Source organism: Dokdonella koreensis DS-123 (genome assembly GCF_001632775.1).
Taxonomy (GTDB): Bacteria; Pseudomonadota; Gammaproteobacteria; order Xanthomonadales; family Rhodanobacteraceae; genus Dokdonella; species Dokdonella koreensis.
This window is the reverse complement of record NZ_CP015249.1, coordinates 2792917-2806894: the sequence shown is the minus strand read 5'-3', so window position 1 is coordinate 2806894 and position 13978 is coordinate 2792917. Positions and strand designations below refer to the sequence as shown.

Here is a 13978-nt window from a genome sequence, read left to right as displayed (position 1 = left end):
GGGGGCATGGACGTAGACATGAGGCACTCGCAAGGCTTTCCGGCGCGCGAGCGCGCACGTGCGCCGCTACGGAAACTGGCCGATTGCCAGCGGCTCTCGCGGCGGGCACAGGCGGTGCTGTCGGGGATCGTGCAGCGCAGCGCGACGCACCTGGGGGCCGGTCTCAAGACCGCGTTCGATGGCCTGGGCCAGGACCTGCAGCACGGCGAGACCGGACGCGGCGGCGAGGACCGTGCCGCAACCCTCGATCTGCTGGGCGTGCTGCGGCGCGAGCAGGCCGCGTTGACCGATCGTTTCGTGCAGTCGATCGAGTCGGCCCTGGCGGAACTGGAGGGCTCGGCACCGGCACCGCAGGATGCCGGCGATCCGGCGCCGATCCCGCGTCCGGCGTCGCTCGAACTGGTCGACCAGGGCCTGCTCGAGGAAGAACTGGCCCTGCAGAACATCGCCACGCGCGGCGAGACGCGGCATGCCGAAGCCTTGTTCCTGCTCGGCCATCGCTTCGCCGTTCTGGCCGCGTCGCCGATCATCGGCGCCGGCCGCCTTCCGATCGGCCCGGGCCGCCTGGCCGAGGCACTGCGCGACGCGATCGAGCCGCTCGACCTGACCGCCGCCCAGCGCGTGATGGTCTACCGCTTGTTCGACCGCAACGCGATGGCGTCGGCGGGTGGCTACTACGCAGCGATCAACGACTGGTTCGTCGAGCAGCGCATCCTGCCGGGACTGCGGCCCCGACGCGCGCCGGCGCGGGCGAGCGAAGCGCCGCCGCCCGTCGCCAGCGAGACGGCCGATGCGCGCACCGCGCCCGTGCCGGCTCCGGCCGCGGATCCGGTGCCGTCCGCGCCGCCGGCTGCGGCCGCTGCGCCGGCCAGCGGCGACGGGCTCGCCGGTTCGGCCGATTCGCTGCGGCTCTACACGCATCTTCGCGGCTTGCTCAACGGCGAGGTGCCGGCCCCGGCCGCGCGCGCGTCTTCCGGCGGGCCGGGCGTGGCCGATGCCCGCGCGGTGCAGTCCGCACTGCATCGCCTGCAGGAGCGGAGCACGCGGCAGACGGCCGGTGCCGGCCTCGGATCGCGCGGCGTCACGCATCTCAAGCGCGACCTGGTCGCGCAGCTGCGCCAGATGGGCAGCGACGGCCAGCCGCTGGCGCTGAGCCGGGAGGACGGCGACACCATCGACCTGGTCGGCATGCTGTTCGGGCACCTGTCACGCGAGACCGGGCTGGGCGAGACCGCACAGGACCTGCTGGCGCGGATGCAGCTGCCGCTGATGCGCGTCGCCCTGGCCGACCCGGGCTTCTTCACGCAGTCCGAGCATCCGGCACGCAAGCTGCTCAATACCGTGATCGAGGCCGGCGAGCGCTGGATCGACGATGCCGACCCGGATCCGGACCTGCTGCTGCGGCTGCAGCAGGTCGTCAAGCAGGTGAGTCACGGCGACGTCTCCGACCCGGTCGCGCTCGACGACCTGCACAAGGGCCTGGCCGGTCATGTGCAGGCGCTGGCGCGGCGCGCGGAGATTGCCGAACGGCGCCAGATCGAGGCGGCCAAGGGACGCGAGAAACTCGAGATCGCACGGCGCCAGGCGCGCACGGCGCTGACGCGCATGATCGACCGGGCCGATCCGCCGGCTCCGCTGCGCGACATGCTCGAACGCACCTGGGTGCCGGTGCTGGCGCTGACGCTGCTGCGCCAGGGCGAAGGCAGCGCGCTCTATCACCGCCGGCTGGCGGTCGCCGACCAGCTGCTGCGCCGCTCGGCGCTCGACGACCGGCCGGTCGACCAGGCCCTGCGCCGTGAGGTGGAGGAGGGGCTGGGACAGATCGGCATGCACGGCGACGACATCCAGGTGCTGACACAGGCCCTGTTCGATCCGGCACGCCCGGATCGCCCGGGCGCCGAGTCCGCGCTGACCGATGTCACCGGCAAGCTGGGGGCGTGGGGGCGTTCGATGGACGCCGCGACCGGGCCCGGCGATGCCGCGCCGGCCGCCGTCGAGGACCGGCCCGCCCCGATCCCGCTGAGCGCGCGCGAGCAGCAGATCCTCGAGCAGATCAAGGGATTGCCGTTCGGCACCTGGTTCGAGTTCCAGGTCAATCAGCAGGGCGATACGGTGCGCCGCAAGCTGGCGTGGTTCTCCACCCTGACCGGGCGGTGCCTGTTCGTGAACCAGCGCGGCCTGCGCGTGGAGGACGGCTCGCTCGACCACCTGGCGCGCGACATCGCACGCGGCCAGGTGCGCCCGGTCCGCAACGAGCAGCGCGGTTTCGTCGACCGGGCCTGGGATACGATCCTCTCGGCGCTGCGCCGGATGGCGCCGGGCGATGCTGCACAGACGGCGCCCTCCTGATGGACGCCGCACAGAGGAGTCAGATGAACGAGAAGCGCCGTTCTCCCCGTCGCCGTGCCGAGTCGGTCATCGTGGTGACCGATGCGATGACCGGCGGCGCGATCGGACGTGTGGTGGACCTGTCGCTGGACGGGGTGATGCTGCTGCTCGAACGCCCGGTCGCCAGCGACGCGCTCTACCAGTTCTCGTTCGCGCTGCCGTCGCGCAAGGGGCCGCCGCGAACGGTCGAGATCGGCGTCCACGAGCAATGGAGCGATCGCGCCGACGTGCCGGGCCACTACTGGGCCGGCTTCAGCTTCATCGACATCGCCGCCGACGATGCGGCGGCGCTGGCGGCCTGGCTGGACGACTAGCGTCCGGACCGGCCCCGGGACCGATCAGGTCGCCGGGCGCACGCCGCGCGGGCGCGGCCCGCATGCGCGCAGGAAGAAGTCCACCGTGGCGTGGATGTGGGCGTCGATCTCTTCCTTGCGGATCGGGTCGCAGCATCCGCACAGCATGCGTGCGTGCAGCTCGCCCTTGAGCAGCGCGAAGAACTGCGAGGACGCGCGCTGCACGTCGGCGATCTCCAGCTCACCCGCGCTGGTGCGTGCTTCCAGGAACTTTTCGAACGCGGCGTGGATCAGTTTCGGTCCCTGTTCCCAGAACATCTGTGCCAGCTTGGAGGAGGCGCCGGCGCCGCTGGTCAACAGCCGGTGCAGGGCCATCGCCTCATCCGTCGTGATCAGCGAGAAGAACGCGCGTGCGATCGTTTCCAGCTGCTGGCGCAGCGGGCCGCGCGCGGCGACGTCGAACAGCTCCTCGGGCAGCTGCTCGTGGCAGCGCGCACGGATCGCCTCGACGTAGAGCGTCTCCTTGTCGCTGAAGTGGCTGTAGACGGTCAGCTTGGACACGCCCGCGGCCGATGCGATCGCATCCATGCTGGTCCCCTCGAAGCCATGCTGCGGAAACAGCTGCTTGGCGGCGGCGAGGATCGCGGCGCGTTTCTCGAGGTCTTTCGGGCGGCCCGGGCCGCAGGTCTTGGCGATGACTGTGCTCATTTGCGTCTTGCGTAGGGATGCTGGACGAACGAATTTCGATATTTTACTATACTACTCAGTACATGAACGATGGTGCCGGATCTGCGGTTACCGCGTGAAATGGTAGCGGTCCCGTCGACATCTGTCGCCCAGGCGGCTTCCGGTGTCGCCGGGCGAGCTTCCGGCCCGTCGTCCGCGGCCCATCCGGTGCCGGACGAACATCTCTCCCCGTGCTGCCCTCCCTCCCTCCCGCCCTGGGCAGCGCGGTGGAGAGATCCTTTACATGAGGACGATCCGTTCGATGCGCAACGAGCATGACAGCGATTCGCTTCGATCAGCGGCAGCCGACGAGGTCGATGCCACCTGGACGGCGATGCCGTCGACGCCCCTTTTCCTGATGCCCGCCGGCCGCGCCGAGGCGGTACGCCCGCCCACGGAGGTGCCTGCCCACGCGCGGGCGCGCCGCCGGCCGTCGCCGGCGCGCCATGCGGGTGCGGCGCCGCCGGTGCCGGATGCGCGCCAGCGTCCGGAATGGACCCTGCCGTACGCCCAGCGGGCGGGCGCGGACCTGTTCGACGCGATCCGCCTGCGCCGCCACGCGGCGGCGGAAGCCGGTGCCCGGGCGCTGCGACCGGTGGTGTCCGCACTGTCCGCGGACGGCCGTTCCGCGTTCGCGCGCTGGGTGGCGCTGCAGCTGGCCACCGGCCTGGACGCCGCCGACGGCGGTCGCGTGCTGGTGGCCCTGGCCAAGGTCGATCTCGTGCTGGCGGCCCGGGTGCGCCGCCAGCTGCCCGCGCTGTGCGCCGAGCTCGACGGCCGGACGACCGTGGTTTCAGGCGCTGCGGTGGCTTGAGATCGCGCCGAACAGCGGCATGTGCGGGTAGCCGCACGCCGTATCCGCAGCGGGCGGGGACACGTTGCCCGTCGTCCGGGCGCGCGGTGACTTCCGGCACTTCGGCCGATTCGGGGCACGAAGCGATGGTTTCGGCACGAGGTTTGCTTTGATGCTGCCTGCTATGCTTTCGGGCTGTTGCCGGAGGTACCCGCAACGGCGTCGCAGGCTCCTGACCGGAGCGCGCGGCCGTGGCGTCGCGGGGCCGGCGTCCCGATCACATTCAGATGGAACCACCGTTATGAGCGCGAACATCGAACTTGCCCGGACCAACATGGTGGAGAACCAGATCAGGACCTGGGACGTGCTCGATCCGCGCGTGCTCGACGTGCTCGGCGGCATGCGCCGCGAGGATTTCGTGCCGCTGCGCTATCGCGCGATGGCGTTCGCGGACCTGTGCCTGCCGATCGGCCATGACGAGGTGATGATGAAGCCGGTCGTCGAAGGCCGCCTGTTGCAGGCGGTGGTACCGACGCCGGACGAGCACGTGCTGGAGATCGGCACCGGCTCGGGCTTCGTCACCGGCTGCCTGGCCCGCCTCGCCGCGCGCGTGGTCAGCGTCGAGCAGCACGCGGACCTGGCCGATGTCGCCAAGGCGCGGCTCGCCGCCGCCGGTATCGGCAACGTGCAGGTGGCGGTGGCCGACGCGATGCAGGGCTACCAGCCCGATGCCAGCTTCGACGTCGTGGTCGTCACCGGTGCCGTCCATGTCCTTCCCGACCGGTTCCGCGCCTGGGTCAAGCCCGGCGGGCGCCTGTTCGCGATCGTCGGCGATTCGCCGGCGATGCAGGCTCTCCTGTACACGCGCGTCGAGGCCGACCGCTGGCAGGAGGAAAGCCTGTTCGAAACGGATCTTCCCTATCTCACACACGCCGCGCCGCCGCGCCGGTTCTCGCTCTGAACGACCGGCGGTCAGGAAACGATTCCCCGAGGAAACCCAACCGATGACCCTGCGCATTCGACCCCTGACCCTTTCCCTGTTCGCCGCGCTGGTCGCCGGCGCGCCGCTGGCGCATGCCGACGACCTCGTGCAGATCTATCACGAGGCGCGCGCTTCGGATCCGCAGCTGGCCGGCGCCGAAGCCACCAAGCTGGCGACCGACGAGAACGTCGACCAGGCGCGGGCGGCGCTGCTGCCGCAGCTGGGCGCGACCTACGGCTACCGCCGGCAGCACAACAACTCGCGTGGCCCCGAGCTGGCCTACGATGCCGCCGGCAACCCGATCGTCGTGCAGAACTCCTCGTCCGGCACCACCTTCTCGCGCAGCTGGGGCGGCACGCTCGACCAGAGCATCCTCGACCTCAGCCGCTGGACCGCGCTGAAGGCCAGCAAGGCGCAGGTGCGGGCCGGCGAGTCCACCCTGGAAGCGGCGCAGCAGGAGCTCCTGATCCGCGTCGCGACCGCGTACTTCGCGGTGCTGACGGCCGAGGACGCGCTGAAGTTCGCGCAGGCGAACGAGGCAGCGCTGAACCGCCAGATGGAACAGGCGCAGCAGCGCTTCGACGTGGGCCTGTCGGCGATCACCGACGTCAACGACGCCAAGGCCCAGCACGATACCGCCGTCTCCAACGTCATCGCCGCGCAGAACACGCTCGACGACAACCGCGAAGCGCTGCGCCAGCTGACCGGCAAGGCGGCCGGCGACCTCAAGAAGCTGCGTGAGAACCTCCCGCTCGACAAGCCCAACCCGGAAGACCCGGAAGCCTGGGTCGGCGTCGCCCTGAAGGAAAACCCGACGCTGAGCTCGTTCGCCTCGCAGGTCGACGTGGCCAACGCCAACATCAACACCGCGCGCGCCGGCCACCTGCCGACGTTGAGCGGGCAGGTGAGCTACCTGAAGTCGCCGACCTGGGCCGATCGCGTCCAGCCGGATGGCTCCAACCTGCACACCAACGGCGAATCGTGGAACACCACCGTCGGCGTCACGCTCAACGTGCCGCTGTTCGCCGGCGGCGCGACCCAGTCGCGTGTGCGCCAGTCGATCCACAACCGCGACTACGCGCAGGACCAGTTCGAGTCGCAGCGGCGGCTGGTCGAGCGCAACACCCGCAACGGCTACCGGGCGGTGATCGCCGGTGCCGCCCAGGTGGAGGCCACGCGCCAGGCGGTGATCTCGGCCCAGAGCTCGCTGGACGCGACGCAGGCCGGCTACGAGGTCGGTACGCGTACGATCGTCGACGTGCTGATCAGCCAGCAGCAGCTGCTGTCGGCGCAGAGCAACTACTCACAGGCGCGCCACGGCTTCGTGCTCGACGGCCTGCTGCTCAAGCAGTCGGCCGGCATCATCGAAGTGTCCGACCTCGAGGCGGTCAACACCCTGCTCGAGTGAGTCAGCGGTCCGGACCGGCGTCCGGACCCGGCCGGCCGGGCGCGGTCTCGCGCTCGGCCAGCATCGTCTCGATGATCGCCATCGTGCGCTTGACCGCGCCGCGCTCGCGCTCCATCGCCGCGTGCGCGGCGGCGCCCATCGAGCGGCGCTCGTCCTCGTGGGCCAGCAGCCGCACGATGGCCGGGCCGAGCGCCTCGCTCGACTCGATCCGGATCGCCGCACCGCGGTCGATCAGGCCCTCGGTGACCTCGGCGAAGTTGAACGTGTGCGGGCCGACGATCACCGGCTTGGCCAGCGCCGCGGCTTCGAGCAGGTTGTGCCCGCCGATCGGTACCAGGCTGCCGCCGACGAAGGCGACGTCGGCCGCCGCGTAGCAGCGCAGCAGCTCGCCCATCGTGTCGATGACGAAGCATTGCGCGGCCGGATCGGCCTGGCCGTTGTCGCTGCGGGTCGCGGTCGTGAAGCCGAGCGAGCGGCAGGCCGCGGCGACCGGCTTGAACCGTTCCGGATGACGTGGCGCGATCAGCAGGAGCGCGTCGGGAAAGCGGCGCAGCACGATCGTATGCGCTTCGAGCACCGCCATCTCCTCGCCTTCGTGCGTGCTCGCGGCGATCCACACCGGTCGATCGGGCCCCCAGTGCCGGCGGAACTCGGTGCCCTGTTCCTGCGCGCCGGCCGGGACCGTCATGTCGAACTTGAGGTTGCCGACCACGGCCATCTGCTGCGGCGGCGCGCCGAGCTGGCGCAGCCGTTCGGCATCGGCCGCCGACTGCGCGGCGATGAAGCGCGCGTTGCGGACCGCGCGCCGGACCAGCGGCCGGATCGGCCCGTAGCCGCGCAGGCTGCGGGCGGAAAGGCGCGCATTGGCGATGACGATCGGGATGCCGTGGTCCTTGCAGGTCATGAACAGGTTCGGCCAGATCTCCGTTTCCATGATGACGATGATCCGCGGCCGCACGCGCTCCAGGAAGCGCTCGATCGAGGCGGTCAGGTCGTAGGGCAGGTAGACATGGAAGACGCGGTCCCCGAACAGGTTCTGCACGCGCTCCGAACCGGTCGGGGTCACGGTGGTGATGACGAAACGGGTATCGGCGTAGCGGCGCATCAGCGCCTCGATCAGCGGCACCGCGGCGTTGACCTCGCCGACCGACACGGCGTGGATCCAGATGCTGTCGCGGATGCCGGGGGCCGGAAAGAAGCCGAAGCGTTCGCGCCAGCGCTCGAAGTAGTACGGATAGCGCAGGCCACGCGCGGCGAGCCGGTAGAGGATCACCGGCGTCAGCAGGTACATCGTGAGCGTGTAGAAAAAGCGTTGCACGGGCGGCGGGCGTTCGGCGGAGGGCGAGTATATCGGCTGCGGGTGCGGCTCCCCAGCCGCGAGGCCGGCGCAGCGGTGCGCGAGCACGGCCATGCTATGCCGGGCGGCGCCGCGCCGCCATAATCGGCACGGATGAGCGTCCCCTCCGTTTCACCAGTGTCCTCCCTGGTCCATCCGCGCCACTGGCTCTCCTGGCTCGGCGTCGGCGCGATCGCGGTCATGGCGCGGCTGCCGTACCGGCTGCTGCTGGTCCTGGGCGGCGCGGCCGGCTGGCTGGCGGCGCGGCTGCTGCGCTCGCGCCGGCGCGTCGCCGAGCGCAACCTGGCGCTGTGCTTCCCGGAGCTGGGGGCCGCGGAACGTGCCGCGCTGCTGGAGGAGAACCTGCGCGACACCGGCCGCATGCTGGCCGAGTTCGCGCTGGCCTGGATGGGGACCGATCGCGCGCTGGCGCGGGTCCCGATGACGCTCGACGGACTGGAGCACCTGGAGGCGGCCCATCGCGCCGGTCGCGGCGTGCTGCTGGTCGGCGCGCATTTCTCGCACCTGGAACTGTGCGCGCGGCTGGTTTCGCAGCGGCTGCGCATCGCCGGCATGTACCGCGTCATGGACAACCCGGTCTTCGAGCGGGCCGTGCTGCGCGCGCGCCTGCGCTACGCGGTGACGATGTTCACCAAGGAAGAGATCCGCCAGACCGTGCGCCACCTGCGCGACGGGGGCGCGATCTGGTATGCGCCCGACCAGGACATGCGCGGCAAGGACAGCGTCTTCGTCCCGTTCTTCGGCATCCCCGCCTCGACGATCACCGCCACCCATCACCTGGCGCGCCTGGGGCAGGCGGCGGTGATCCCGTTCTTCCACCGCCGCCTGCCCGGCGGCGGCTATGCGCTGCGGCTGGAAGCGCCGCTGGCCGATTTCCCGAGCGACGATCCGGTGGCCGACACTGCGCGCGTCAATGCGGCGATCGAACGGATGGTGCGCGAAGCCCCATCGCAGTACCTGTGGATCCACAAGCGCTTCAAGACCCGGCCGCCGGGCGCGCCGCCGGTCTACTGACGGCCGTCGCGGTCCGCTGCGGCGGGATCCGCGCCCGGCGCCGCCGCGGGCGCGGCGCCTTTCCGGTGCACCGTGAACAGCGTGCGTCCCCGGAACGGCGTTCCGAGCGGTTCGAGGACATGGCCGTTCGCGTCGATCGCCGCCCGGATCTGGGCCAGCCGTTCGCTCTTGGCGATCCAGATCGCGCCGGGCTCGCCTTCGCTTTCGCGCAGTTCGGTCGCCAGGTCTTCGTCGTACTCGGGATTGAAGCGCGGTCCGTCGATCGGCTGCAGCGAGATCTTCTCGACCTCGGCATCCAGGTGCAGATGGATGCCGTAGCGGGCCATGTCCTCGACGAACACGATCTCGGTGACCGGGACCGGTGCCCGTTCGCGGATCGCCGCGGCCCACACCGAAGCGTCCTTGTGCGTCGGCCAGTACGCGGCCGCGGCCTTCAGCACCAGGGCCAGCAGGACCCATCCCGCCAGCCAGGCGCCGAGCGGCCGGGCTGCGCCGTCGCGGTGCCGTTGCCGTGCCGCCAGCAGCGCCAGCGGGCCGAACAGCGGCAACAGGTACAGCGGCAGGCGTGATCGCGCGATGCAGAAGACCAGCAGCGGTACCAGTACCCACACCGTCAGCAGCAGCAACGGCGCCTGTTCGCGACGGACGGCGGGATCGCGCCAGCGGCGCAGGTCGGCCGGCAGCGTCCTCACCCAGCGCCACAGGGTGCCCGTCCACGGCAGCGACCCCAGGACCAGGGTCGGTGCATAGATCTGCAGCCAGCCATACCATTCCGGGTGGCGGCCGAAGTCGGGGCTGGCGATGCGCCCGGCGATCTCGGCGCCCACGAAGTAGTCGAGCAGGCCGGCGTGGCGCGTGGTGACGGCGACGAACCAGGGCAGGGCGACCACGACGAAGATCACCAGGCCGCTGATGCTGAGCACGCGGCGGCCGCCGGGCTGCGGAAGCAGGAACTGGTAGACGACGATCGCCAGCAGCGGCAGCAGGCCCGGGGGACCCTTGGTCAGGAAGGCCAGCGCGAACGCGAGCCACATCAGGGCCAGCCATCCGTAGGCCCGCCCCTGACCGAAACGCGCCTCGACGAAGGCCGTCACCGCCAATGTCTGCAGTGCCGTCAGCGGAAAGTCCGTCGTGATCAGCTGGGCCGCGCCGAGCGGCAGCAGCAGGGTGGCGTAGATCGTCGCGGCGGTGGATTCGCTGCCCGGCAGCAGGCGCCGCCCCAGGCGCCAGACCAGATACACGCACGCCAGATAGGAGAGCGCGATCGGCAGGCGCGCCGCCCAGGGATTCTGGCCGAACGCGGCGACGCTGGCGGCGATCAGCCAATAGGTCAGCGGCGGCTTGGTCCAGTGGCCGGTATCGTCGGTACGCTGCGGGTTCAGCCAATCGCCGCTGTCGAGCATGTTCAGCGCGACGTTGGTGTAGCGCCCCTCGTCCGGATCCCAGATGCCGCGGCTGCCGAGGAACGCAAACGCCATCACCACGGCGATCGCCGCGATCCAGGCAATGGCGGGGCGCGCCCGCGACGTCGTCGGCGTGGCAGGGGAGGTCGACACGAGCAGATCCGCAGCCGGGCAGGGCGGCGCATCGTGCCCTGGCCGCGGTCGGAGAAATGTCGACCTCGCCGGGCCGCATCGGCCCTGCGCGCGGCGGGTTCTTCAGGGAGGCGAATTCTTCAGGGAGACGAAACGGACGGCTCGCCGATCGGCCGGGCAGACGGGCCGAGCCAGCGGGCGGCGCCTTCGCCGGCGAGATGCCCGCTGGCGAAGCACGCGGTCAGCAGGTAGCCGCCGGTCGGCGCTTCCCAGTCGAGCATCTCGCCGGCGCAGAACACGCCGGGCAGGCGCTGCAGCATCAGGTTCCCGTCGAGATCCTCCAGGCGCACGCCGCCGGCGGTGCTGATCGCTTCGGCGAGCGGCCGCGGCCGGCGCAGCGTCAGCGGCAGCCGCTTGATCGCCGCGGCGATCCGTTGCGGATCCTGCAGCGCGTCCGCGTCGAGCCGCTCGCGCAGCAGGCCGGCCTTGACGCCGGTGATGCCGGCCTGGCGCCGCAGGTGCTCGGCCAGCGAGCGCGCCCCGCGCGGACGGGCCAGGTCATGCGCCAGACGTGCCTGGTCGCGTCCGGGCGCCAGGTCCAGTGCGATCGTCGCTTCCCCACGCGCGGCGATCGTGTCGCGCAGCAGCGCCGAGAGCGCATAGACCAGACTGCCCTCGATGCCGCCGGCCGTGATCACGCACTCGCCCTGCAGGCGCTGCGCCGTGCCGTCGGGGGCGTGCCACAGGAGCGCGACCGGCTTGAGCGGCGCGCCGGCATGGCGCGTCGAGAAATGCGCCGACCAGTCCACGTCGAAGCCGCAGTTGGCCGGTGCCAGGTCGGCGACCGCGATACCGCGTCGTTCGAGCAGGGGGACCCAGGCCCCGTCGGAACCGAGGATCGGCCAGCTGCCGCCACCGAGCGCGAGGACGACGGCGTCGGTGGTGATCGTGGTCTCGCCCTGCGGCGTCTCGAACCGCAGGCCGCCATCGGCGTCCCAGCCGAGCCAGCGGTGATGGACATGGAAGCCGACGCCGGCGGCGCGCAGGCGGCGCAGCCAGGCGCGCAGCAGCGGGGCGGCCTTGAGATCGGCCGGGAAGACGCGTCCGGAGCTGCCGACGAAGGTTTCCACGCCGAGCGCCCGTGCCCAGGCGCGCAGCGCATCGGCGTCGAACGCGTCGAGCCAGCGGCCGATCTCGCCGCTGCGCGCGCCGTAGCGCGCGTCGAAGCGTCCGCGCGGATCCGAATGCGTCAGGTTGAGCCCGCCCTTGCCGGCCAGCAGGAACTTGCGCCCGACCGAGCCCATGCGTTCGTACAGGTCCACCCGGATGCCGTGGGCGACGGCGGCTTCGGCGGCCATCAGGCCGGCCGGCCCGCCGCCGACGATCGCAAGCCGGGCCGTCATGCGGACGTCCGGCCGCAGGGCGACGATGACGTCCGCGTCAAGGCGTGCTTCCGGGTGGGTCGATACGCAGCAGCCGGCCGTCGTCCTCGTCGGTCAGGACGTACAGCTTTCCATCCGGTCCCTGGCGCACGTCGCGGATGCGCCACTTGCGTGCCGTGAGCAGGCGTTCCTCGTGGGCGACGCGGTCGCCGTCGAGTTCGAGGCGGATCAGCTCGCGGGTCGCCAGCGCGCCGAGGAACAGGTTGCCGTTCCAGGCCGATCCGCCGTCGGCCAGGAACGCCATGCCGCTCAGCCCGGGCGAGACCTTCCAGTAGTGCAGCGGCTGCTCCAGGCCATCGGCCGCCTCGCCCTTGGCCTCGGGAATCGGCAGGCCCGAATAGTTGATGCCGTAGGTGATGATCGGCCAGCCGTAGTTCCTGCCTGCCTGCGGGATGTTGAGCTCGTCACCGCCGCGCGGGCCGTGCTCGCTGGTCCACAGCGCGCGCGTGACCGGGTGCAGCGCGGCGCCCTGCATGTTGCGATGGCCATACGACCAGATCGCGGGACGGGCATACGGGCGGCCGACGAACGGGTTGTCGTCGGGCACGCTGCCGTCCGGCCGCAGCCGCACCAGCTTGCCTTGCAGCTTGTCCAGGTCCTGCGCCATCGCGCGCTTGTTGTGCTCGCCCTGGGTGACGAACAGAAAACCCTGGTCGTCGAACACCAGCCGCGAGCCGAAATGCGCGCCCTGGGAGAGCTTCGGCGACTGCCGGTAGATGACGGTCAGCCCTTGCAGCGCATCGCCTTCCAGGCGCGCGCGCGCGACGGCCGTGCCGGCGTTGTCGCCGTCGGCCTCGGCGTAGGACAGGTAGACCAGCCGGTCCTCGGCGAACTGCGGCGAGACCGCCACGTCGAGCAGGCCGCCCTGGCCCTCGCCGTAGACCGCCGGCACGCCGGCCAGCGGCGCCGACACCGCGCCGTTGCCGATGATGCGCAGGCGTCCCGGTCGCTCGGTGACCAGCATGCGGCCATCGGGCAGGAAGGCCAGGCTCCAGGGATGGACCAGGCCGGTGACCAGTTCGGTCACCCGGAACGGGCCCTTCTCGCTGGTGAGCGTTTCGGTGGCCGGCGTGGCCGGCCAGTTCGGCGAGGCGACAGGGGCCGCGGCCGCCTCGCCGCCGCCGGTCGGGCGCGCACCGCAGCCGGCCAGCGCCAGCGCGGTCAGGGCGATCAGGGTACGCATCGGGCACTCTCCTTCGAAACGATCCGGGCGATTGTGCATGACTCCGGCCATGGATGCGCCGGCACCGGCGCGTGGTTCGCATCGAAAAAAGGTTCTTGCCCATTCGCGGGAACCCATCAGCTGCCGCTTTCGTCGCAGTCGCTGCTGCTCTTGCTCTTGCTCTTGCTCTTGCTGTTGCTGTTGCTGTTGCTGTTGCTGTTGGCGCCTAAAGCGAGCCGAGCATCGCAGGTCGGCCAGGCCGCAGAGCTGCCCCGTGTCTGAGCGAAGCGAGTTGGGGCAGCGTGCCTGGCCGGCCGAGAAGCGCAGGGGACCGGCACGGCGCAGCCGTGCCGGCTCGCGCCGGCGACCACGGTTTTGGTTACTTTTGCCAAGACAAAAGTGACCCGCGCGCGCAGCGTGCGGAAGCTGTTGCTCTTAGCTTGTGCCGTGGCTTTTGAGGGATTGCCGGCACGGAGCAAAGCAGGAGCAACATCAAGAGCTTTCGTCCGCTGCGCGGCCGAGTCCCTTTTGCGGCAGCCATCCCTGGCCGCCGCCCTCCGGGCCATCGCTGACGCGATGTCAAAAATGTCTCCCGGACATTTTCTGACGGGCCAAAAGGAACCAAAAGCCCTCTCGCCCGGCGCAAGCCGATCCGGCTACGCCGGCTCGGTCCCCTGCGCTTCTCGGGCGACGAGGCACGGCGCCCCAACTCGCTTCGCTCAGACACGGGGCGCCTCTGCGGCCTCGCCACCCTGCGATGCTCGGCTTGCTTTAGGGCGAAAAAGCCAAGGGCCAAATCCAAAGCAGGAGCAAGAGCCCAATGACCCTGGAAATGGGCGAAGCGCCAAAAAAGAGGCGGGGAAACCCCGCCTCGTTCC

The 13978-nt window shown here is 70.9% G+C and carries 11 protein-coding genes; 6 read left to right on the top strand and 5 right to left on the bottom strand.

Features of this window, described 5'->3' with window-relative positions; translation table 11 throughout:
* The first annotated feature begins 18 nt into the window (after positions 1-18).
* Together I596_RS11400 and I596_RS11395 are read left to right on the top strand one after the other, a co-directional pair.
* On the top strand, positions 19-2349 hold the full coding sequence (locus tag I596_RS11400; protein WP_190278901.1) for a DUF1631 family protein: 2331 nt from the start codon (positions 19-21) through the stop codon (positions 2347-2349).
* A 23-nt stretch (positions 2350-2372) separates the two neighbouring features.
* Positions 2373-2702, top strand: a complete 330-nt coding sequence (locus I596_RS11395; protein ID WP_067647884.1) for a PilZ domain-containing protein — start codon at positions 2373-2375, stop codon at positions 2700-2702.
* Positions 2703-2726: 24 nt separating this feature from the next.
* Here I596_RS11395 and I596_RS11390 read toward each other — a convergent pair whose 3' ends face one another.
* Positions 2727-3389: a TetR/AcrR family transcriptional regulator gene (locus tag I596_RS11390; RefSeq protein WP_067647881.1), complete on the bottom strand. Its 663-nt coding sequence runs from the start codon at positions 3387-3389 to the stop codon at positions 2727-2729.
* 280 nt (positions 3390-3669) lie between these two features.
* Here I596_RS11390 and I596_RS11385 point away from each other — a divergent pair, with 280 nt between their 5' ends.
* The 3 genes from I596_RS11385 (at position 3670) to I596_RS11375 (ending at position 6590) form a co-directional block, all read left to right on the top strand.
* On the top strand, positions 3670-4221 hold the full coding sequence (locus I596_RS11385; RefSeq protein ID WP_067647878.1) for a hypothetical protein: 552 nt from the start codon (positions 3670-3672) through the stop codon (positions 4219-4221).
* A gap of 280 nt (positions 4222-4501) precedes the next feature.
* A complete protein-coding gene (locus I596_RS11380) occupies positions 4502-5161 on the top strand; it encodes a protein-L-isoaspartate O-methyltransferase family protein (protein ID WP_067647875.1) in 660 nt (219 codons plus the stop codon).
* A 43-nt stretch (positions 5162-5204) separates the two neighbouring features.
* Positions 5205-6590, top strand: coding sequence for a TolC family outer membrane protein (locus I596_RS11375; protein ID WP_223303819.1), 1386 nt, complete (start codon positions 5205-5207; stop codon positions 6588-6590).
* Position 6591: 1 nt separating this feature from the next.
* Here the strand turns inward: I596_RS11375 and waaA are convergent, their stop codons facing one another.
* The gene (gene waaA, locus I596_RS11370) at positions 6592-7908 is read right to left on the bottom strand and encodes a lipid IV(A) 3-deoxy-D-manno-octulosonic acid transferase (RefSeq protein ID WP_223303818.1); all 1317 of its coding nucleotides are present in this window, start codon (positions 7906-7908) and stop codon (positions 6592-6594) included.
* Positions 7909-8040: 132 nt separating this feature from the next.
* Between waaA and lpxL the strand changes: the two genes are divergently transcribed.
* Positions 8041-8961: an LpxL/LpxP family Kdo(2)-lipid IV(A) lauroyl/palmitoleoyl acyltransferase gene (gene lpxL, locus I596_RS11365; protein WP_067647872.1), complete on the top strand. Its 921-nt coding sequence runs from the start codon at positions 8041-8043 to the stop codon at positions 8959-8961.
* Here lpxL and I596_RS11360 read toward each other — a convergent pair.
* The 3 genes from I596_RS11360 to I596_RS11350 all read right to left on the bottom strand — a co-directional run bounded on the left by I596_RS11360 (position 8955) and on the right by I596_RS11350 (position 13121).
* Positions 8955-10517 carry an ArnT family glycosyltransferase gene (locus I596_RS11360; protein WP_067647870.1) on the bottom strand — a complete coding sequence of 521 codons (1563 nt, stop codon included), beginning with the start codon at positions 10515-10517 and terminating at the stop codon, positions 8955-8957. The genes lpxL and I596_RS11360 overlap by 7 nt on opposite strands.
* A gap of 119 nt (positions 10518-10636) precedes the next feature.
* On the bottom strand, positions 10637-11899 hold the full coding sequence (locus I596_RS11355; protein ID WP_067647867.1) for a TIGR03862 family flavoprotein: 1263 nt from the start codon (positions 11897-11899) through the stop codon (positions 10637-10639).
* A gap of 37 nt (positions 11900-11936) precedes the next feature.
* Complete coding sequence (locus I596_RS11350) at positions 11937-13121, bottom strand: PQQ-dependent sugar dehydrogenase (RefSeq protein ID WP_083965531.1); 1185 nt, start codon at positions 13119-13121, stop codon at positions 11937-11939.
* Positions 13122-13978 lie beyond the last annotated feature (857 nt).